18 protein-coding genes are annotated in these 21342 nt (G+C 35.9%); 6 read left to right on the forward strand and 12 right to left on the reverse strand.

Going from position 1 to position 21342, the window contains the following annotated elements; translation table 11 throughout:
* Positions 1-55: 55 nt before the first annotated feature.
* The 5 genes from cmk to lon form a co-directional block, all read right to left on the reverse strand.
* Complete coding sequence (gene cmk, locus ACAM30_RS19640) at positions 56-748, reverse strand: (d)CMP kinase (protein WP_369616209.1); 693 nt, start codon at positions 746-748, stop codon at positions 56-58.
* Between the two features lie 49 nt (positions 749-797).
* Entirely contained in the window at positions 798-971 is a 174-nt protein-coding gene (locus ACAM30_RS19645; RefSeq protein WP_369616210.1) for a murein L,D-transpeptidase catalytic domain-containing protein, read from the reverse strand.
* A gap of 579 nt (positions 972-1550) precedes the next feature.
* Positions 1551-2153 carry a murein L,D-transpeptidase catalytic domain-containing protein gene (locus ACAM30_RS19650; RefSeq protein ID WP_369616211.1) on the reverse strand — a complete coding sequence of 201 codons (603 nt, stop codon included), beginning with the start codon at positions 2151-2153 and terminating at the stop codon, positions 1551-1553.
* 4 nt (positions 2154-2157) lie between these two features.
* Complete coding sequence (gene porQ, locus ACAM30_RS19655; RefSeq protein ID WP_369616212.1) at positions 2158-3177, reverse strand: type IX secretion system protein PorQ; 1020 nt, start codon at positions 3175-3177, stop codon at positions 2158-2160.
* 153 nt (positions 3178-3330) lie between these two features.
* Positions 3331-5784, reverse strand: coding sequence for an endopeptidase La (gene lon, locus ACAM30_RS19660; protein WP_369616213.1), 2454 nt, complete (start codon positions 5782-5784; stop codon positions 3331-3333).
* Positions 5785-6069: 285 nt separating this feature from the next.
* Here lon and ACAM30_RS19665 point away from each other — a divergent pair, with 285 nt between their 5' ends.
* Genes ACAM30_RS19665 through ACAM30_RS19680 form a run of 4 tightly spaced genes read left to right on the forward strand, consistent with a single transcriptional unit; the run spans position 6070 to position 8961 of the window.
* Positions 6070-6624, forward strand: a complete 555-nt coding sequence (locus ACAM30_RS19665; RefSeq protein WP_369616214.1) for an RNA polymerase sigma factor — start codon at positions 6070-6072, stop codon at positions 6622-6624.
* Positions 6621-7160, forward strand: a complete 540-nt coding sequence (locus ACAM30_RS19670; RefSeq protein ID WP_369616215.1) for an anti-sigma factor — start codon at positions 6621-6623, stop codon at positions 7158-7160. The genes ACAM30_RS19665 and ACAM30_RS19670 overlap by 4 nt, the downstream gene beginning before the upstream one ends.
* On the forward strand, positions 7144-8208 hold the full coding sequence (locus tag ACAM30_RS19675; RefSeq protein WP_369616216.1) for a hypothetical protein: 1065 nt from the start codon (positions 7144-7146) through the stop codon (positions 8206-8208). The genes ACAM30_RS19670 and ACAM30_RS19675 overlap by 17 nt, the downstream gene beginning before the upstream one ends.
* A 21-nt stretch (positions 8209-8229) precedes the next feature.
* On the forward strand, positions 8230-8961 hold the full coding sequence (locus ACAM30_RS19680) for a head GIN domain-containing protein (RefSeq protein WP_369616217.1): 732 nt from the start codon (positions 8230-8232) through the stop codon (positions 8959-8961).
* Positions 8962-9358: 397 nt separating this feature from the next.
* Here the strand turns inward: ACAM30_RS19680 and ACAM30_RS19685 are convergent, their stop codons facing one another.
* From ACAM30_RS19685 to ACAM30_RS19710, 6 genes are all read right to left on the reverse strand, one after another.
* The gene (locus ACAM30_RS19685) at positions 9359-10678 is read right to left on the reverse strand and encodes an MFS transporter (protein WP_369616218.1); all 1320 of its coding nucleotides are present in this window, start codon (positions 10676-10678) and stop codon (positions 9359-9361) included.
* Between the two features lie 145 nt (positions 10679-10823).
* Positions 10824-11636: a M48 family metallopeptidase gene (locus ACAM30_RS19690; protein ID WP_369616219.1), complete on the reverse strand. Its 813-nt coding sequence runs from the start codon at positions 11634-11636 to the stop codon at positions 10824-10826.
* Positions 11637-11722: 86 nt separating this feature from the next.
* On the reverse strand, positions 11723-14122 hold the full coding sequence (locus ACAM30_RS19695) for a glycoside hydrolase family 31 protein (protein WP_369616220.1): 2400 nt from the start codon (positions 14120-14122) through the stop codon (positions 11723-11725).
* 433 nt (positions 14123-14555) lie between these two features.
* Positions 14556-16460, reverse strand: coding sequence for a 1,4-alpha-glucan branching protein GlgB (gene glgB / locus ACAM30_RS19700; RefSeq protein WP_369616221.1), 1905 nt, complete (start codon positions 16458-16460; stop codon positions 14556-14558).
* A 36-nt stretch (positions 16461-16496) separates the two neighbouring features.
* Positions 16497-17777 (reverse strand): glucose-1-phosphate adenylyltransferase, encoded by a 1281-nt coding sequence (locus tag ACAM30_RS19705; RefSeq protein WP_369616222.1) that lies wholly within the window; start codon positions 17775-17777, stop codon positions 16497-16499.
* A complete protein-coding gene (locus tag ACAM30_RS19710) occupies positions 17767-19194 on the reverse strand; it encodes a glycogen synthase (protein WP_369616223.1) in 1428 nt (475 codons plus the stop codon). The genes ACAM30_RS19705 and ACAM30_RS19710 overlap by 11 nt, the downstream gene beginning before the upstream one ends.
* Before the next feature lie 139 nt (positions 19195-19333).
* Between ACAM30_RS19710 and ACAM30_RS19715 the strand changes: the two genes are divergently transcribed.
* Positions 19334-20200 carry an alpha/beta hydrolase gene (locus ACAM30_RS19715; RefSeq protein WP_369616224.1) on the forward strand — a complete coding sequence of 289 codons (867 nt, stop codon included), beginning with the start codon at positions 19334-19336 and terminating at the stop codon, positions 20198-20200.
* Positions 20201-20248: 48 nt separating this feature from the next.
* Positions 20249-20893 (forward strand): endonuclease III, encoded by a 645-nt coding sequence (gene nth / locus ACAM30_RS19720; RefSeq protein WP_369616225.1) that lies wholly within the window; start codon positions 20249-20251, stop codon positions 20891-20893.
* 7 nt (positions 20894-20900) lie between these two features.
* On the opposite strand, the gene ACAM30_RS19725 is transcribed toward nth, so the two are convergent.
* Positions 20901-21335, reverse strand: a complete 435-nt coding sequence (locus tag ACAM30_RS19725; RefSeq protein WP_369616226.1) for a nuclear transport factor 2 family protein — start codon at positions 21333-21335, stop codon at positions 20901-20903.
* Positions 21336-21342 lie beyond the last annotated feature (7 nt).

Below are 21342 nucleotides of genomic sequence, written 5' to 3' on the forward strand. Positions count from 1 at the left end.
TCTTTAAAATAAATGAAGCGGTAAAACTACCATTAAAAATGATATCTACAAAAAATTAAACTGTTTTAACAACATCTGTTACTAATTCCAGCACTGCTGTAAACTGTTCTTCTCTGTTTAAGTAAGAATTATCTATTTCTATCGCATCATCGGCAATAATTAAAGGCGAATCTTCGCGGTGTGTATCGATATAGTCTCTTTCTACTACATTTTTTAAAACGTCTTCATAAGAAACGTCGTCACCTTTTTGCTGCAATTCATCGAAACGTCTTTGTGCGCGGGTTTCGGCACTGGCTGTCATGAATATTTTAAGCTCGGCATTTGGAAATACTACGGTACCGATATCCCTACCGTCCATTACAATACCTTTGTTTTTTCCCATTTCCTGCTGCTGTTCTACTAATTTGGAGCGCACTTCAGAAACTTCTGCTACTTTACTAACGAAACTGGAAACTTCTATGGTTCTGATTTGTTTCTCGACATTTTCGCCATTCAAATACATCTCGGCAAAACCCAGATCGGCATTAAATTTAAACTCTAACTGAATGTTCGGTAAAGCGGTTACAAGGGCAGCTTTATCAAAAAAATCGGTTGCAATAAGCTGGTTTTGCATGGCAAAGTACGCTACAGCACGGTACATCGCTCCGGTATCTACGTAAACATACTCTAGCTCTTTTGCTAATTGTTTTGCCAAAGTGCTCTTTCCAGTTGAGGAGAATCCATCAATTGCAATGGTAATTTTTTTCAATTTTTATATTTTTTTTAATTTAAACTTATTTACTGCTTCAAATCCCTTTTTAATAGTATAGGTACATCAAAATCTCTGAACGGGAATTATCAATTATTTTTGCCACTTTTTCAAAATACTTTTTATTCACCATCGGGCATCCATAACTGTTGCAAATATATCCTTTTTGCTCTTTATACGGAACATCAAAATAATAATGAAAAACAATCTCTCGTGAAGACATTCTAATTTATTACTAGTGATAGCGTTACCCTCCGGGTCGGGCTGTACGCTAAATCTTTTTCGACAGAAAATTTATATAAACCATAAAATTTTAAGGTTTCGCAAAAGGATACCGCTTCCATCCCTAACGCAGCCCTTCATAAAAAAGCACCTTACTACATTTTAGATTATTTTTTTTAATTAACCCATTGTGGTGTGCAATTATTTTTAAACACAAAGGAACATAGGTTTAATATTCTCAAAAAAGATGTTTCACTTATTTAAAATACACAGAGACAACTATGTGTACGAAACTTGTTTCTTTTTTACACTCCTTAACAGCTATGAAACCTATGTTTCTATGTGTTAAGTTTTTTTTGAGATTTACAGAGGCAAAAATTGCTTTTGCCCTTTCAGGGCAATTCTACACCTTAATCTAATTCATAGTGCTGCGCACTATACTTTTGCTTTTCGGGCTTTCAGCCCTTCTCTCCCCAACTTTTTTTAATTAATTATATTATAAAAAATCAAACCATAAAAAAAGCTGTTGAAAGAACAACAGCTGTATGATTTATTTTATTGAAATTATACTTTAAGCGTTCTAATAATAAACATCCAAAATGATATTTGACTTAGAACAATCTATATATTTTTCGAGTCTTTTAAAGAACTGCTCGTTCACCATCGGGCAGCCGTGGCTGTTGCTGATGTAATAGTCTTGTTCTTCATAAGGAACTGCAGAGTAGTAATGTAACACTATAGCTCTTTTTAAAGCATTATTATTGGTTTCATCCAGACCGTTTAATTTATAGGCTTTTCCAAAGATTCCTTTGTAACATTTCTGAATTGCATAGCGGCCTAAAGCAGTGCAATTGGAGTTAGGAGTATTACTGAAACGTAAACTTCCTTTTACCCCGGTTTCTGACCCTGAACCATGAGCTACAAGCCCCTGATCGATAATTTTATTGTTTACCAGATCGTAAACAAAAAAACGATTTTTGCCTGACGGTATACTCATGTCAACGAAAAAAGCAATTTTAGTATTGTATTTAGAATCAATACTAATCATGTTTTTTATTTCGTTTACCCTAAGATTCATACGTTCTACTTCCAAACTGGAAATAGTGGTTTCTTTTTTATAGTAGTGTTTTGCACCCGTTAAAACTCCTACTGTTAAAAACAAAAACAAACTAAGTATTTTCATATCATTACTGAAAATTTAAAATTAGACCAAAAAGACTTGTATTTGCTGCTAACGTATATCTGGAATATGAATAGTTAAATTTTAATCTGTTCATCTTTAATCCAAATCCTACTGACACCCCTGAAAAATTACGCTGTTCATTCACCCGTAATTCTTCTCCCCTTCTAAAATTATATCCTAAACGCAAATTAAATGCTTTTTTTGGGAAAAGTTCTACTCCTAAAACAACATGCCTTAAAGCGTTGTTTAAAAACGAAACTTTTTCTTTGTTTGTTGATCCGTCTATGCCGGTTCCTCCACGAACGGGATTCGAAAAAGAGATGTTCCACTGCTGCAAATTTTCTAATGTAAGATGCCAGCGAAGGGGCACATGCTCTAATTCCTGAGAAACTCCGGCCACGATTTCAAATGGTAAATTTTCCTTTATTCCTGAATACGTTGTAAACTGTGTACCTATATTACGGATTACCAGACCCAAATTTACATCATTTTTTTCAATTACATACAAAAAACCTAAATCAATTGCTCCTCCTATCGAATTATAACTTTCTAACGTAGAAGTTATTAACTTGGCATTCGCTCCAATATGCAAATCCGTATACGGAACATTATAAGCGTAGCCCAATGAAAGTGCGCCCTCACTCCCGGTAAAATTAGAAGTAGCCTGACCATTTTCATCATAACCTTCAAACGAACCATAATTGACATAGCTCACTCCAGCATAAAATGTTTGTACATGTCTATCGTAAGTATAAGCATATGAAGCCGTTCCATAAGAAGCTTCTCCATAGTAACTCCCATAATTCAGAGCAAGACGATTGTCCATGTCTTCATTTAAAGCCGCCGGATTAGACATCACCTGATTGACATCCTCGTCATAAATTGTGATTGTTTCTCCTCCTAATGCTGCCTGCCTCGGAGAAGTCGTCAAATTTAAGAACTGATAGGTGTACCGCCCTCCTATTTGCCCGTAACTAACGGAACAAATTGTTACTAATAAAAATAAAACAAACTGTTTTAACATTCTTCTGGGGCGATCCTATAGTGGGATAACGCAAGTGCGAAGATAAAATTATATCAATTATAAAAATAAATTACAATAAAAAAATTCCAAATTCCAATCTGAGATTTCAGTTTTGGAATTTGGAATTTGAATTTTGGAATTTGAAGTCCAACTTTATTTCAGCGTTTTCGCGTTTTTAACATTCTGATCAGTCAATGCCAAAGCCAAAACTTCGCTCATTTCTTTCACATAATGAAAAGTTAGCCCTTCTAAATACTCGGCTTTAATTTCATCAATATCATCTTTGTTCTCGTGACATAAAATGATTTCTTTAATATTAGCTCTTTTTGCTGCCAGGATTTTTTCTTTAATTCCACCTACCGGTAAAACTTTACCACGAAGTGTAATTTCTCCTGTCATTGCTAAACTTTTCTTTACTTTCTTTTGTGTAAGTAATGAAACTAAAGACGTTAACATCGCTATTCCGGCACTTGGACCGTCTTTTGGTGTTGCGCCTTCCGGTACGTGTAAATGGATGTTGTATTTTTGAAACAATTCAACATTCAAACCTAATTTTTTAGCATTGGCTTTGATGTACTCTAAAGCAATTGTAGCCGATTCTTTCATTACATTACCAAGATTTCCGGTAATGGTCAAAGCTCCTTTTCCTTCAGAAATCAAAGACTCAATAAACAAAATATCTCCACCCACACTCGTCCAGGCTAAACCTGTAACTACACCTGCAATATCGTTGTTTTCATATTTATCACGTTCTAATCTTGGTACGCCCAAAACAGTCACGATATCTTCATCGGTTACTTTTTTATTGTACTCTTCCTCCATTGCAACCGCTTTTGCGGCATTACGAATGACCTGAGCAATTTTAGTTTCCAGATTACGAACTCCCGATTCACGTGTATAACCTTCTACAATTTTTTCCAATTGCTTTTTACCAATGGTCAAATCTTTAACGGTTAATCCGTGTGCTTCTAATTGCTTTGGAAAAAGGTGTCTTTTGGCAATTTCAACTTTTTCTTCAATGGTGTAACCGGACATTTTAATAACTTCCATTCTGTCGCGTAATGCTGGCTGAATGGCTGACATATTGTTTGAAGTCGCAATAAACATTACTTTAGACAAATCATATCCCATTTCAAGGAAGTTGTCGTAAAAAGCATTGTTTTGCTCCGGATCCAATACTTCCAGTAAAGCTGAAGACGGGTCACCGCTGTTTCCGCTTGACAATTTATCAATCTCGTCCAGTATAAATACAGGATTTGATGTTCCCGCTTTTTTCAAACTCTGAATGATTCGTCCCGGCATTGCACCGATATACGTTTTTCTGTGTCCGCGAATTTCGGCTTCATCGCGTAAACCACCTAAGGAAATACGAACGTACTCACGCCCTAAAGCCTCGGCAACTGAACGTCCAATTGAGGTTTTACCCACTCCCGGAGGCCCTGTCAAACATATAATTGGCGATCTCATATCGTTACGAAGTTTCAATACCGCCAAATGTTCGATCATTCTTTTCTTTACTTCTTCAAGTCCGAAATGATCTTTATCTAATACTTTTTGTGCATGTTTTAAATCGAATTTATCTTTAGAATATTCACCCCATGGCAATTCTAAAAACAATTCCAGGTAGTTACGCTGAATTCCAAAATCAGGAGACTGCGGGTTCATACGACGCATTTTTGACAATTCTTTTTCGAAATGTTTCTGCGTTTTCTCGTCCCACTTTTTACTTTTGGCCTTCAATCCCATTTCATCCATTTCTTCTTCCTGAGAAACACCTCCCAATTCTTCCTGAATGGTTTTCATTTGCTGGTGAAGAAAATATTCACGCTGCTGCTGATCTAAATCAAAACGAACTTTTGACTGGATGTCGTTCTTCAATTCTAATTTTTGCAGTTCCACGTTCATATAACGCAAAGTTTCAAGCGCACGTTCTTTTAATCCGTTAATCGATAACAAACCTTGTTTTTCTTTTACGGATAAATTCATATTCGAAGAAACAAAATTGATCAAAAACGACTGGCTTTCAATGTTTTTAATCGCAAAAGTGGCTTCTGACGGAATGTTTGGACTTTCTTTTATAATTTGAATCGCCAATTCTTTTACAGAATCTAAAATAGCGGTAAATTCTGTATCATCTTCTGCCGGACGTTCTTCTGAAACTTCTTTGATCGTGGCAGTGATATAAGGCTCTTCTGAAACTACTTCGTCAATTTCGAAACGTTTTTTACCTTGTAGAATTACGGTTACGTTTCCATCAGGCATTTTTAAAACGCGAAGAATTCTCGCTACAGTTCCAATTTTATGGATATCATCTTTTGACGGATCTTCATCTTCTTCATTAATCTGAGAAACCACTCCAATAATTTTTCCGCCTGCGTTGGCGTCATTAATTAATTTGATTGATTTATCTCTCCCTGCCGAAATCGGAATAACAACTCCCGGAAATAAAACGGTATTACGCAACGGTAAAATAGGTAACGAAAGCGGAAGCTCTTCGTTGTTCATTTCCTCTTCGTCTTCCGGAGTTAATAATGGAATCAAATCTGCTTCTGAGTCAAATTCCTGAAGTGACAGATTGTCAATTGTGAGTATTTTATGGTTTGACATAATAGTATATAAGTCGTTTTGTCATTAAATATTTCATACTAACCGCAAATATAATGTTACAAGCGTTAGTTTTCGCTAAATCTGTGCAAAGTATTTCATTTACAAGATTAGCGGTAAAAATAGACAATCATTGTGCCAAAAGCAAAAAAGAAAGTTTTGAAATTGTATGATAGAGGTTAAATAACCTAAGAAAGACAATTATTTAAAAAAAAATAAAATTAATTTTATCAAAACTGTAACAAACCAAAAAAAGCAAAGTCATTATTAAAAACTAGCAACAATTACTTGAATATAACTAACCAGAATATCGAAGAATTAATCACGCTTTGTAAGGAGAACAACCAAAAAGCGCAGTTCGAAGTTTACAATCGATATTGTAAAGCGATGTACAATGTGGCATTCCGCATTGTGAAAGATGAACATTTTGCACAAGACGTCATGCAGGAAGGTTTTCTTAAAGCTTTTACAAAAATCAATGACTATAAACAAGAAGTAGCGTTTGGTGCGTGGTTAAAAAGAATAATCATCAATTACAGTATTGATTTTTATAAAAAGAAGAATGCTTTTCAGGCAGAGGATTTGACTAAAACTCTTTATAAAATAGAGGAAAACGACAGTGTATTAAGTGACAGCATCGACCTTAATTCACTTAAAGTAAAACAAGTCTTAGATACGATTTCGAACCTGAAAGACAATTATCGTATGGTTTTAACCCTTTTTTATATTGAGGGTTACGATCAGGAGGAAATTAGTGAAATATTAAACATCAGTTATGCTAATTGCCGGACGACGCTAAGCAGAGCAAAAGAAAGTTTACGAAAAAAATTAGAGGAGATATGAAAAAGGAAAATGACGATTTAGATCAATTATTCAAAAATTTTGAGAACCAATGGGATGTACAGGAATTAACTTCTGACCATCAGCTTGATTTCTTAAATAAATTAAACCAAAAACAACCTAAGAAAAAAAATCACGCGGTTTGGGCCATTGCTGCTTCAATTGTGGTATTGTTGGGAGTGTCTATATTCTACAACAGTTACCAGGAGCCTAAACAGTACAAGTTTGCTTCGAAGGAAGCCAAAAGAACCGATTCGATATTCAGTATTTTAATCGATAATGAGCTAGTAAAATTAAAAGAAAAAAGTTCTCCTCAAAATGAACAGATTATTAACGATGCCTTAAAACAAATGAAGGTGTTTGATGCCGATTATGCAAAAATCATGAACGAATTGCAGAAAAACGGTGAAAACAAACAAATTATTTATGCCATGATCAGTAATCTGGAAACACGTATTTCCTTTTTACAAACGGTATTGAAACGCATTGAAGAAAATGAAAATTTTAAAACTAACACTACACATGAAAAGACATTATAAAATACTCATCTTATTCCTTTTGCTTCCTTTTTTAGGATTCTCAAACGATGAGAATAGTTACCTGACTAAGCAAAAGAACATTAAAAAAACCTATATCGTGAATTCGAACGCCGGTATTGATATTGACAACAAATACGGAGACATCACGGTTAGTACCTGGAATGAAGATAAAATTGACATCGACATTACCATTAAAGCAACCAGCAAAAGTGAAAGTTGGGTAAACGAGAGGCTGAACAGTATTGATGTCGATATTACTGCCCTTAAATCGATGGTTACCGCGGTGACAAACCTTGGAAATTCTTCACTAAGAAGTAAAGGAAGTGCCGATTTCTTCGAAATTAACTATGTGATTAAAATCCCGAAAAACGGTTCGGTAAAACTGAATAATAAGTATGGAGATATCACGACATTAAGTTTAGAATCGACCACTGATATCACTTGTAAATACGGAAAAATTACGTTAGGAAAACTAAATGGTACGAGTAATCGAATTGAAATTGGCTATTGCCAGAACTCGACCATTGAATCTATCAAAAACGGTGATATTGAAGCACGTTATTCTAACCTGAAAATCACCCAATCCGGAAACTTAAACATAGATGCCAATTACACTGATTTATATTTGCTTGATGAAGGTCAGAATATCAAATACGATAGTAATTACTCTACTTTTAAACTTCAGAAAATCAGTTCGCTGACGGGTTCAGGAAATTACTTAAGTGTTTCTGTTGGAGAACTTTCCGGTAATTTAAATATTGATACGGCCTATTCAAAGATAAATGTGGACACTCTAAATGAGAAAAAGAAAAATGTGAATGTTGCGAGCAGCTACACTAATGTATCACTGGGCTACAGCGCTGATCTTGCTTTTGATTTTGACATTAACACCCGATACGGGAGTATCAAGTACGACAGTTCATTAGAAACATCGGTGGCAGAAAGCAAAGGCAGTGCTAAAAAAATAAGTGGTTACAATAAGAAAAAAGGACAAAGCAAAATAACAGTAACTACCAGCTATGGTAATGCAGCATTAATCAAAAAATAACAATCAAAAACAATCAAAACAATGAAAACATCAGTTAAATTATTCGTTTGCAGTGCATTTTTATTCAGTTTTATTGCGAATGCTCAATGGTCAAATAAAAAAATAAAAGGAAATGGTAACGTCGTTTCTGAAACCAGAACCACCTCTGATTATCACGGTATTAAAATTTCCGGTTTTTTTGATGTGGATTTAGTAGCCGGGAAAGAAGGAAAAATTATACTAGATGGTGAGCAAAATTTACTGGCCGCCATAAAAGTTGAAGTAGAGAACAACATTTTAAAAGTTTATGTTGAGAAAGGCGTTAATCTTTCGCCAAGTCTTGGAAAAAAAATTGAAATGACAATACCTTTTGAAACCATATCTCAGTTGAGTTTGGCGGGCTCAGGAGATATCCGTACAAAAAGTCCAATTAAAAGTGACAAATTTCAGGCAAGATTATCCGGTTCAGGAAACTTTAATCTGGCTTTAGACAACAACGATCTTCAATTGACTTTAAGCGGATCAGGAGATGTAAAATTAAAAGGAAATGCTGATAATTTTTCCACCATATTATCAGGTTCCGGAGATATTGATGCTGCAAATCTTAAAACAAAAAATACCGATGTTACCATTTCAGGATCAGGAGACGTTCGTGTAAACTGCGTTGAAACTATAAGTGCAAAAGTGTCAGGATCCGGTGATGTTAAATACATTGGAAATCCAGAAAAACGCAGCGTAAAAGTTTCGGGATCAGGAAGTATTTCAAAAGCCTAATTCTATAAAAAGCTCAATAATAAAAGAATTTCATCATCATCAAATCAAAGAACAAACAGTTTACTTTTCTTTTATTATTGGGCTTTATACTTTAAAAGCGGTACGATATCGTATTTACCAATCCCTCAGAATTCAGACTCTCACTCTTAATCACAGTGAACATCAATATCTTACTCATATTAAAACCATTCCCATCCCAAAAGTAAAAAAGCCGCAAATACTTATAAAAATAGATACGCAACTTAAATCTAAATAATATTGAAGTAAAAGTGCTTTTAAAGCTACAGTCTAAACACGAATTCCACGAATTTGCACAAATTCTAAAAGACGAACCTCTGTTTAATGACGATTCGTGGAATTCGTGTTTTTTTTATACTTGTGTTTACACACTAACTTTTTAAAGTTCCTTTTTAGGTACTCTTCTTAAAAGAAAAATGGCAGTAACGAAAAAGATGGCTAAAATCACAATTGCCGCACGCGGACTTCCGGTGATCTGATCGATGATTCCGTAGACACACATTCCAATTACAATTCCTATTTTCTCCGCTACATCATAAAAACTAAAGAAGGAAGCAGTATCTTCTGTTTCTGGCAGTAATTTTGAATAAGTAGAACGGGACAATGCCTGAATTCCCCCCATCACAAATCCGGCAATCGTAGCCATTACATAAAAGTGCATCGGTAATACTATAAAGTACGCCAAAGCACAAAATACAGCCCAAATACCATTGATAAAAATTAAAGTAGGAATGTTTCCAAACTTAGCCGAAGCTCTTGAGGTTAAGACTGCTCCAACAACTGCTACCAACTGGATAATCAAAATACATTTTATCAATCCAATGGTACTGTCTTCTTTGGTTGCCCACTCAATTTCCTGCGCTCCAAAATAAGTTGCTACAAGCATTACCGTTTGCACCGCCATACTTGAAACAAAAAATCCGCTCAAATATCTTCTTAAAGCAATGTTATCTTTTAGCAAAGCCCAAACCTTTTTTAACTCTTTGAAGCCATTAAAAACAACTGAACTAGTTAATTTCTGCCCACTCGCTTTGCTTCCTTTTGGCAGATAATAGTAGGTATACTGGCTGAATAGAATCCACCAGACTCCCACCATTATAAAAGAGTAACGCATTGCTTTCATTGCAGCTTCACCATCGGTTCCGGTAATACCAAAAAGTCTTGGTTTCATAATCATTGCTAAATTGATAATCAGCAACAATACGCTACCAATGTACCCCATCGAATATCCTTTGGCACTAATTTTATCCTGCTGCTCTTCAAAAGCAATATCCGGCAGGTAAGAGTTATAAAAAACTAAACTTCCCCAATATCCCAATAATCCTAAAAAATAAAAGGCTAATCCTGTATAAATATTATCGAGATCAAACCAATACAATCCCATACAGGATAAGGCTCCCATATAACAAAAGAATTTCATGAAGGCTTTTTTGTTCCCCACATAATCGGCAATTCCGGATAATAAAGGTGAAATAAAAGATACTACCAAAAAGGCTGCTGCGGTAATAAAACTAATTAAAGCTGAATTTTTAAGATGCATTCCAAATACATCAATATAATGGTCGCGATCTGTAAATAAAGCTTCATAAAATATGGGAAATACTGCCGAAGCAATCGTTAATGTATAAACCGAATTAGCCCAGTCGTAAAATGCCCAGGCATTCAATAATTTCTTATCTCCTTTTGGTAGGTTCTTCATAGTAATGGTTTTGTTAACAGGCTACGAATTTATTTCTTTTTTATTACAATCAAATCAATTTTCGGTAATTCATGTATTAATAAATTATCAGCATAAAAAAAGCTACCCTAAAAAGGATAGCTTTGTCTATTTTATCGTAAAAATTCTATTTAATGATTCCTACTTTAAGTGCTGTTGCTCTTGCTTCCGGTATTAAAGCTCTTATATTGGCAATCCTTGTAGCATCAGAAGGGTGCGTACTCATAAACTCCGGTGTACCCGAGCCTCCTGATTTGGCTGACATTCTGCTCCAGAACGCAATAGCATCATCCGGATTGTAACCTGCGATGGCCATTAACGTTAGTCCAATTTTATCCGCCTCAGTTTCATTACTTCTGCTGAACGGTAACATTACTCCCACCTGAGTACCCAGACCATAAGCCTGTGCAAATAACTCTTGTGTTTGCTGAGTTTTACCGCTTGTGGCCGCTCCTAAAGCAACACTTCCTATTTGCTGTAATTGTGCAGCACTCATTCTTTGTGCTCCATGATTGGCCAAAGCATGCGAAACTTCATGTCCCATAACAGTCGCTAAACCGGAATCATTCTGAGTTACCGGTAAAATTCCGGAGTACACCACAATTTTTCCTCCGGGCATACACCAGGCATTGACCTCTTTATTGTCTACAAGTTTGTATTCCCAACGATAATCTTTCAAATACTGCGATTGCCCTAAATAAATCAAGTATTTTTCAGCTGCTGCCTTTATTCTTCCTCCTACCAATTCTACTTTCTTCGCATCTGCAGTTCCCGTAATTACCTTGTTTTCGGATATAAAAGTATTATACTGCTGAAATGAAGATGGAAATAGTTCACTGTTTGAAACAAAATTCAAATTTTGTTTTCCTGTAATAGGATTGGTCGCACAACCAGCCGCTAAAACGACGGCCAGTAAGCCTGATGCTAAATGTTTTCTCATGATGGTGGTATTTTAACAACATACAAAAGTACGATTATTAATTTTTCCACTTTTATATAATTCTCAAAAAAAATATCAGGATTATACTATTCGCCAATGATGTGGAGTTCGTTAAACTCTTTATCAACGATTAGAAAGCCATTGAGTTCAAAACCTTCCTTGTCAAAGGCTACTTTCTCATTATCAATTTCAATTTCAGTCACTTTAAAAGGCAGTCCGATTAAATTGATTTTATACTTATTATAAGGTGTTATATACTTTCCTTCTTTGTGCAATTGAACAATCAACTCCTTTTCTTTTCCAATAGTACTGAAGGATAAAAAACTATAACGTCCTTTTTTGTAATCATATCCATCCTGCGCATCTTCGTAAACGACTGACTTTTCTTTTCCAAGTTTGAAGTATAAATCAAGTGTTAATTCATCAAATTCCAATTCGCCAACATATTGCTGTACAGGATATTTTGGAATAACAGCGCCTGCTTTTACAAAAACCGGAATTTCATCAAATTTAGTATCAATCCAAACTTCCCTGCCTCCTGTGGCAAATTCGTTGGTCCAGTAATTGTACCACTCTCCTCTTGGAATGTACATTCGTCTTCCAACAGCATTGGGCTCTAATATTGGACATACTAAAATTTGATTTCCAAAAATGAATTCATCATTACGATAATGGGTCTGGGTATCTTCCTGATCGTAATATACTAATGGTTTTAACATCGGAACTCCTTCTTCGATATACTGCCAAAACATGGTATATAAATAAGGGAGTAACTGATAGCGCAAACTCACAAACTTTCGGGTAATGTTTATGACTTCTTCATCAAAGGCCCAAGGTTCCTGATTACCATGATCTCCGGAAGAATGTGTACGGCAAAACGGATGAAATACTCCTAACTGAATCCAGCGGGCATACAATTCTCCGGTAGGCTGTTCAGCAAAACCTCCAATGTCAGAACCGGTAAATCCCATTCCGGAAATACTCATTCTCTGTACCTGAATATTGGCAATCCATAAATGCTCCCAAGTCGCGACATTGTCACCTGTCCACGAAGAAGTATAACGCTGTGCTCCTGAATAAGCCGATCGGGTAATCACAAAAGGTCGTTTTGGATAAACAAAACGTTTCACCCCATGGTAAGTGGCTCTGGCCATTTGTGTTCCGTAAATATTATGTGCTTTTCTATGACTGCATGGATTTCCGTCGTATAGGTGACGTACATCTGTGGGAAATGTTTTGTTCGGAACTTCCATTACAGCCGGTTCGTTCATATCGTTCCAGACTCCTTTTACGCCAATATCTGAAATTAATTCTTTAAATAAACCGGCCCACCATTCTCTTACAACGGGATTTGTATAATCGGGAAAATTACATTCGCCTGGCCAGACTTTCCCTTTCATATAAGGACCATCGGCTCTTTTACAGAAGTAATCTTTTTCTAAGGCTTCCTGATACACCCAGTAATCTTTGTCGATTTTAATTCCCGGATCAATGATCACCACTGTTTTAAAACCGTCTTCGGCCAATTCGGCTACCATTTTTTTAGGATCGGGGAAATAGTTTTTGTTCCAGGTAAAACATCGAAATCCTTCCATATAATCGATATCGAGATAGATGGCATCACATGGAATTTTGAGTTCTCTGAATTTTGAAGTGATTTCTTTTACTTTACTTTCGGGATAATAACTCCATTTGCATTGGTGGTAACCTAAAACCCAAAGCGGCGGCAGTTCCGGTTTTCCGGTCAAATCGGTATAAGTGGTCACTACGTCCTGCATTTGAGGCCCATAGATGAAATAATAATTCATTTCTCCGCCTTCTGCCCAAAAACTGGTAACATTTCTTCTTTCCTGACAAAAATCAAAGAAGGTTCTGAAAGTATTGTCAAAAAAGACTCCGTAAGATACTTTATTGTGCAACCCAATATAAAACGGGACTACTTTGTATAACGGATCCTGTTCTTTTTGATAAGCGTATTGATCAGTGGCAAAATTCTCAAGTCTCTTGCCTTTTAAGTTCATCTGAGTGGCTTTGTCTCCCAGACCGTAAAAACATTCTCCATCTTTAGAGGATTTACTCATTTTTACGATATTTCCTCCGTATTCGTAACTTTCTTCCCAATGAAAACCCAATTCGTCTTCCAGAATAAGAAAATCGTTTAAATCGTAAATGGCGAGACGCAAATCTCTTTTTTGAATTTTACATTTTACTTTACTGGTTTTGATCTGAAAATAAGTTTCTTCTTCAGTAAGCTCTAAAAAATTGTAGCCATGAAGCTGTGTTTTATCAACGGCATACGAAAAATCATTACTAAAATACCCTTTTGTGGTAAAGCGAAAGCGAATCAAACTGTCTCTAAGAATAGTGACTTTTAAGATTACTTTATTGTCAGTATGAAAAAAAACAGAATCCCCTTCATGCTGATGCGAGATAATTTTTGATGGATATAAATCGCCCTTGTATTCTAATGCCGTATTTGTAATCATGTCGATTTCTGTATTAATTATATAACGTTAGTCTCCCTTTCAAACATACAAAAAAACCAGATAACCCTCTATAAATAAAAGGATTATTCACGAAAACGTTTTTTCTGAATGAGTATTAGTAATCCTCTTAAAAATTCAACAAATCGATAATTTAAGAACTTGAAACTGATAAAATAATATATGACTGTTCGCTAAGCGGGCAAACAACTCACTAATGCTAATAGATGAAATGGATTTGATGGATTTTAATTGACATCAATATAAATTACTTTCGATCGTCACGAATTGCACAAATTATCGCAAATTTATCTGTCACAGATTGAAAGAATTAAAATATAAAATCCGTACTTATCGGTCTAAATCAGTAACATCTGTGTGCCATTTTCAAAATGACTCCAAGCAACAAACAGTCATATACAACTATTTCCCCTGTTTACACAAAAGAATAAACGGTAACGCTTAAAGGCGGTAAATTTAAAGCTACCGAATAATCTCTGCCATCGTAAGGTGATGCTTCTATTACTACTGCCTGAGGGTTTCCTACACCGCTTCCTCCATAAACAACAGCGTCGCTATTAAAAATTTCCTGAAGTCTGCCTTTTTCCGAAACTCCAATTCTGTAATTTTCACGAACAACCTGTGTAAAATTGCCAACGATAATCAGATTTTCTTTCGGATTATTTCCTTTTCGGATGTACGATAAAACCGCATTCTGATGATCGGAATAATTGATCCATTCAAAACCTTCTCCTGAGAATTGTTTTTCGTAAAGCGCGGGGCAGCTTTTGTACAATTGATTCAAATCTGTAATTACTTTTCGAATTCCGGTATGGTACTCGTATTGCAGTAAATGCCAATCCAGACTTTTTTCAAAATTCCATTCATCACTTTGTCCGAATTCAGATCCCATAAACAATAACTTAGCTCCGGGATGTGTGAACATATACCCGTACAGTAATCTTAAATTGGCAAATTTCTGCCATTCATCGCCCGGCATTTTATTGGCAATTGATTTTTTCCCGTACACGACTTCATCATGGGAAAATGGCAGCATGAAATTCTCGGTAAAAGCATAGGTCATCGAAAAAGTTAACTCGTTCTGATGGTATTTTCGGTAAACGGTTTCTTTCTGAAAGTATTTTAAAGTATCGTGCATCCAACCCATCATCCATTTCATTCCGAAGCCTAAACCTCCTGTAAATGTTGGTCTGGAAACCATTGGAAACGATGTACTTTCTTCAGCAATAGTTTGAACCCCATCAAAATTAGCATAAATTACTTCATTAAACTCTTTAAGAAAACTTATGGTATCGAGATTTTCTCTTCCTCCGTAAATATTCGGTTCCCACTCTCCTTCGTTTCTCGAATAATCGAGATACAACATAGACGCTACGGCATCTACACGCAAACCATCGGCATGGTAATGCTTCAACCAGAAAACGGCATTGCTGATGAGGAAAGCACGAACTTCATTACGTCCGTAATTAAAAACCAAACTTTTCCAATCCGGATGATACCCTTTTCGGCGGTCCGGATGTTCGTACAAATGCGATCCATCAAAGAATCCTAGACCATGTGCATCCTCAGGAAAATGCGACGGCACCCAATCTAAAATCACACCTATTCCGGCCTGATGCAGTTTGTCTATCAAAACCATAAAATCCTGTGGTTTTCCAAAACGTGAAGTAGGTGCGAAATATCCCGTGAGCTGATATCCCCATGAAGGATCATAAGGATATTCCATAACAGGCATAAATTCTACGTGTGTAAAACCGGTTTCCTTTACATAGGCAACCAAATCATCTGCTAATTCTAAATAGGTTAGAAAGCGATTATGTTCTCCGCGTTTCCAGGATCCCAAATGCACTTCGTAAACCGAATGAGGCTTGTCTAATGCATTATGCTCCTGACGCGATTGCATCCATTTTTCATCTTTCCAGCTATAGTCCAGATCCCAAACCACAGAAGCAGTATGAGGCGGTTTTTCGCAATACAAAGCAAAAGGATCTGCTTTTTCGGTAACGATTCCGCCAATATTCGATTGAATTTTATATTTGTACAACGCTCCTTTTGAAAGCTCCGGAATGAATCCTTCCCAAATTCCCGACGAATCCCAACGTACCTGTAAAACATGTTCACCCTGTACCCAATAATTAAAATCACCCACCACCGAAACTGATTGCGCTGTTGGAGCCCACACGGCAAAATACACTCCTTTTACGCCATCAACTTCAACTAAATGCGCTCCTAATTTTTCGTATAACTGATAGTGTTTTCCTGCTTTAAATAAGTTAATATCAAACTCGGTAAAGAGAGAATGCGTAATTACTTTAGACATATTTGGTTTTTAAGGCAATAATTAATTCTAAGCTTTTTATTCAATTCTAAAATTATCAGACAGAACAGCTCCTTTTTTAATCACAACAATACCATCTTTGATACTGTACAACTCATTTGTAAAATTATTCAGGTGTTTTCCACCACTGATGTGAACATTATTTCCAATTCTCACATTCTTATCAATCAGAGCATTTTGTATGAAACAGTTTTCACCAATACCCACATGAATTTTATTAATTGCGGCTTCACGATTTAGTTCGTCCAGATCCTGATAAAAATCGTTCCCCATCACATAACAATTCTCCAATATGGTTCCTTCTCCAATTCTGGAACGAATTCCAATGACTGAACTTTTAATTTCTTTGGCGTTAATAATACATCCTTCCGAAATCAACGATTGATTGATGGTAGAATTTCTAAATTTAGACGGTGGTAATAAACGAGGTCTGGTAAAAATTTTATTGTCGTTATCAAACAAATTAAATTCAGGAATATCGGCCGTCAGACCAATATTAGCTTCAAAGAAAGATTCAATATTTCCGATATCGGTCCAATACCCTTCGTATTGGTAACTCAAAATTTTATGTTTGCCTACCGCCTGCGGAATGATTTCTTTTCCAAAATCCTTTGTTTCCTGATCGGCCATCAGCTCTACCAATAATTCACGGTTGAAAATATAGATTCCCATAGAAGCAAGATACTTTTTACCTTTCTCCTTCATATGCTCGCTTACGTCAGATTCCCATTCCGGTAACAGTGAAGCATGAGGTTTTTCGATAAAAGCTTCGATAAAACTTTCATGATTGGTTTTCAAAATTCCAAATTCAGGTGCATCTTTCGCATTTACGGGTAATGTAGCAATCGAAATCGCAGCATCAGCAGCAATGTGAGCTTCCAACATCTCATTAAAATCCATTTGATACAATTGATCTCCGGATAAAATCAAGGCATGGTCAAATTCGTGCTTCAAAAAATGTGACATACATTGTCTGACGGCATCGGCCGTTCCCTGGAACCAGGTTGGATTATCGGGAGTTTGTTCTGCTGCCAGAATATCTACAAAGGACTGACTAAAGATGCTAAAGTTAAAAGTATTCTTAATATGTGCGTTTAGGGACGCCGAGTTGAACTGTGTCAGAACAAATATTTTAAAAATATCAGAATTAATACAATTGGAAATTGGAATATCCACCAATCGGTATTTTCCACCAATTGGAACTGCGGGCTTAGATCGGGTTTCGGTTAATGGGAACAAGCGCGATCCTTGTCCTCCTCCTAAAATAATGGCAACTACATTCTTCTTCTTAAATTTCATTTTTCTCAATTATTAGGTTGTATATCTCGATGTATTCTTGGCATGCACGCTCCCAGGAATGATCTGTCCCCATTCCTTTCGCTCTAATATTTTTAAAATTAATTTTATCCTCATATAATTTTACGGCACGATTGATCGAATAACAAATATCTCCTACCGAAGCCTGATCATGACACACTCCGTTGCCATCGTCTCCAAAATCAATTACCGTATCTCTCAAGCCTCCGGTTCTTCTTACGATCGGAACCGTTCCATAACGCAACGCATACATTTGGTTTAAACCACAAGGTTCAACCCGGGATGGCATTAAAATAAAATCTGCCCCTGCATAAATTAAATGTGCTAATGCTTCATTATAACCTATAAAAACGTTGTAATTCCCTTTATAATCATTTCGCAATTGCACCAACTGTTCTTCAATCAACGAATTTCCTGATCCCAGAATCAGTATATTAATATTTTCAAAATTTTCAGATAAAGCCAGTGCTGAAGCCTGTGGAAGCAAATCCCCACCTTTCTCCTCAAACAAGCGCCCAATAAAACTGAATAATGGTTTTGTTGAATCAAGTTCAAACTCTTCACATAATTTTTCTTTGTTCTTCTGTTTTCCTATTTCAAAAGTATCTATCGAGTAATTACTCTCAATCATTTGATCTTTGGCAGGATCCCAGACTTCAAAATCAATTCCGTTTAAAATCCCCTTTGATTTGTATCGAACCGATTTAAAAAGGGCTTCTAAACCATTTGCAGCATTGTTAATTTCATCGAGATAACTTGGAGAAACGGTAGTCACAGCATGAGCACACTTGATTCCTACTGCCAATGAGTTGATACAATGATCCCATTCTAAAAAACCAACATGTTTCAAATCAAACTCAGGTAAATAAAACAGCTTATCAAAACCAAACCAGCCCTGATACAAACCATTGTGTATCGTAATTACCGATCTTACTTTACTAAGACTTTCATATTTGTAAGCATATTGAACTAAAAACGGAATCAATCCGGTATGGTGGTCGTGGCAATTTAAAACATCAGGAACCTTATTTCGTGCCGTAATCCAATCTAAGGTTGCGATCTGAAAGGATACAAATCTTTCAATATCATCCTCATATCCATAAACATTTGGCCGATCGAACAATTCTTTGATTTCAATCAGATACAGTTCATATCCTAATTGATCTGTTGTTTCTTTTAAAACGTTAAAAGGAAAATTAAAATTCCCCAACTTCACATTTCCCCAATGAACACATTCAAAATCGTTCTCTTTTCTAAATTTGGTATCATAACAAGGAACCACAACACGAACATCGTGACCTGCTTTGGTCTGATATTTAGGCAGTGCGCCAACCACATCGGCCAAACCGCCCACCTTTGCCATTGGATAACACTCTGCACTGATGTGAAATATCTCCATTCTTAAAATTTATATGCGTACTAAATACTATTTTTCGAATTATTTTTTTCAGTAAACATCTATTAATGTGTTACTTTTATCTTTTTTTAAATTTAGGAAAAAATAAACAGAATCCAGCCCTCAAAAAAAATTTATTGATATGTCAAAAAAGGAAAATAATCCTACTAAATCCCTAAAAATTCCCAAGTTTATTATTGCATCCGCTAAAATTTGTGCCTTTTTTTCGACAAAACTGGTTACCACTTATGCCGCAAAACTTTTCACAACTCCCGTAAAACATAAGGTTCCAAAACGCGAACTGGAGATGGAGCAAAAAAGTATTAAAAAAACCATTTATGTTCCGCTAATTAATAAAAGTGTGGTTACGTATGAATACGATAAAAGTGACCGCAAAATTTTGCTGGTACACGGCTGGGCCGGAAGAGGAACCCAATTATTCAAAATAGCCGATGAACTTTTAAAAAATGGATTTTCAACAGTAAGTTTTGATGCTCCTGCACATGGAAAATCTGAAGGAAAAAGTACGATCATGTCCGAATTTATTGCTTCGATTTTAGAACTTGAAAAACAATTTGGCCCTTTTGAATTTGCTATCGGTCATTCCTTAGGCGGAATGTCTGTCTTAAATGCAATCAAAAACGGATTAAAGGTAAAAAAGGCGATCGTAATTGGAAGTGGAGATATTGTACAGGATATATTGGATGATTTTGTTAAAAAATTGGAGCTAAAACCAGAAATCAGTGAGCGTTTACGCGACCATTTTGAAAAGAAGTACCAAGTAAAAATGGATGACTTTTCAGCCTACAAAGCAGCTCAGGAAATTAAAATACCAGTCCTTGTAATTCATGATCAAGATGATCCTGAAGTTTCCGTGAAAGCAGGAATCCATATTCATAAACAGCTGGAAAATGGAACTTTGTATCTAACAGAAGGTTTAGGACATCGGAAAATTCTTGGGAATCACAATGTCATTAAAAAAACGCTGGATTTCATCAAAACCTCTTAATTTTGTGATAGTTATATTTTCTATTGTTCAATTCTAAAGAAACTAAAGATGGACTTATTTGGAGAAACAACAAATTGGGAAACAAAACTGGAACCCATCCTGAGTAAATATAAAGGAAGAAAACATCCTTTAGACTATCAAAATACGTATCAATTGCTGGTAATGGTGGTTCTGTCTGCTCAGGATTCTGACGCCAACATCAATAAAATTGCACCGGCACTATTTGAAAAATATCCCACACTAAAAAGTCTTTCGCAAACCGATGCAGAAACTTTCATTCCATACATAAGCAAAGTCCGCAATTATCCCACAAAAGCGCAATGGCTTTTGGAAATTGCGCAAACTGTTCAAAATGATGAAGACATTCCATTAACCATGAAAGAATTAACAGCTTTAAAAGGTATTGGAAGAAAATCAGCCAATGTAATATTGCGAGAAACTCATCAGCCGGCAGAAGGAATTATTGCCGATTTACACGTTATACGTGTAGCGCCAAGAATTGGTATTATCAAAGAGAGTAAAGACGGAATTAAAACCGAAAAAGACCTAATGCAGGCCCTACCTAAAACCATTTGGTCTGAAATTGGGATGGCAATTTCTTTTTTGGGAAGAGAAACCTGCAGACCTAAACCTAAATGTGAGGAGTGTAAAATTGTGGACTACTGTAATTACTTTGCTACCGAAATAGCATAGAAAAACATTACTTTCTTCTGGTATCGATCAGATAAATAATTTTCCAGTTGTCTTTTTCTTTAAACAAAGTAAAAGTATTCACCCCCGAGTGACTCAGCTTATCATTCACGTAAAACTGATAAGGCGCCCAAACATGTGCTATTGTTCCGTCAATTTGAATGTTGTAGCTCAGGATTTTTTCAGAAAATTCAATGTTAGAAGGTATTGTAGCAATTGATTTATAGAATTTACCCGCGTTCTCCTCTGTAAGTTTGTTTCCTTTAACTAAACTCTCACTAATAGATTGTAATACTATTCTATCCGCACAAACAGATTTCATTCTTACGGTATCTCTCTGATGAAAACCTTCAAAAAAGGTTTCTATACTCTTCTGGACTTCCTGTTGCTGAGCGTTTACAGTTAATCCCAAAAATAATGAGCTGATAATACAGAACATTCTCATAAGCAAA

Source organism: Flavobacterium sp. CFS9 (genome assembly GCF_041154745.1).
GTDB lineage: Bacteria > Bacteroidota > Bacteroidia > Flavobacteriales > Flavobacteriaceae > Flavobacterium.

What these genes read in the sequence shown, in the direction of transcription:
- ACAM30_RS19645 (WP_369616210.1), bottom strand. Translation starts at nt 971, where the DNA reads ATGTCTTCACGAGAGATTGTTTTTCATTATTATTTTGATGTTCCGTAT.
- ACAM30_RS19650 (WP_369616211.1), bottom strand. Translation starts at nt 2,153, where the DNA reads ATGAAAATACTTAGTTTGTTTTTGTTTTTAACAGTAGGAGTTTTAACG.
- porQ (WP_369616212.1), bottom strand. Translation starts at nt 3,177, where the DNA reads ATGTTAAAACAGTTTGTTTTATTTTTATTAGTAACAATTTGTTCCGTT.
- lon (WP_369616213.1), bottom strand. Translation starts at nt 5,784, where the DNA reads ATGTCAAACCATAAAATACTCACAATTGACAATCTGTCACTTCAGGAA.
- ACAM30_RS19670 (WP_369616215.1), top strand. Translation starts at nt 6,621, where the DNA reads ATGAAAAAGGAAAATGACGATTTAGATCAATTATTCAAAAATTTTGAG.
- ACAM30_RS19675 (WP_369616216.1), top strand. Translation starts at nt 7,144, where the DNA reads ATGAAAAGACATTATAAAATACTCATCTTATTCCTTTTGCTTCCTTTT.
- ACAM30_RS19680 (WP_369616217.1), top strand. Translation starts at nt 8,230, where the DNA reads ATGAAAACATCAGTTAAATTATTCGTTTGCAGTGCATTTTTATTCAGT.
- ACAM30_RS19685 (WP_369616218.1), bottom strand. Translation starts at nt 10,678, where the DNA reads ATGAAGAACCTACCAAAAGGAGATAAGAAATTATTGAATGCCTGGGCA.
- ACAM30_RS19690 (WP_369616219.1), bottom strand. Translation starts at nt 11,636, where the DNA reads ATGAGAAAACATTTAGCATCAGGCTTACTGGCCGTCGTTTTAGCGGCT.
- ACAM30_RS19695 (WP_369616220.1), bottom strand. Translation starts at nt 14,122, where the DNA reads ATGATTACAAATACGGCATTAGAATACAAGGGCGATTTATATCCATCA.
- glgB (WP_369616221.1), bottom strand. Translation starts at nt 16,460, where the DNA reads ATGTCTAAAGTAATTACGCATTCTCTCTTTACCGAGTTTGATATTAAC.
- ACAM30_RS19705 (WP_369616222.1), bottom strand. Translation starts at nt 17,777, where the DNA reads ATGAAATTTAAGAAGAAGAATGTAGTTGCCATTATTTTAGGAGGAGGA.
- ACAM30_RS19710 (WP_369616223.1), bottom strand. Translation starts at nt 19,194, where the DNA reads ATGGAGATATTTCACATCAGTGCAGAGTGTTATCCAATGGCAAAGGTG.
- ACAM30_RS19715 (WP_369616224.1), top strand. Translation starts at nt 19,334, where the DNA reads ATGTCAAAAAAGGAAAATAATCCTACTAAATCCCTAAAAATTCCCAAG.
- nth (WP_369616225.1), top strand. Translation starts at nt 20,249, where the DNA reads ATGGACTTATTTGGAGAAACAACAAATTGGGAAACAAAACTGGAACCC.
- ACAM30_RS19725 (WP_369616226.1), bottom strand. Translation starts at nt 21,335, where the DNA reads ATGAGAATGTTCTGTATTATCAGCTCATTATTTTTGGGATTAACTGTA.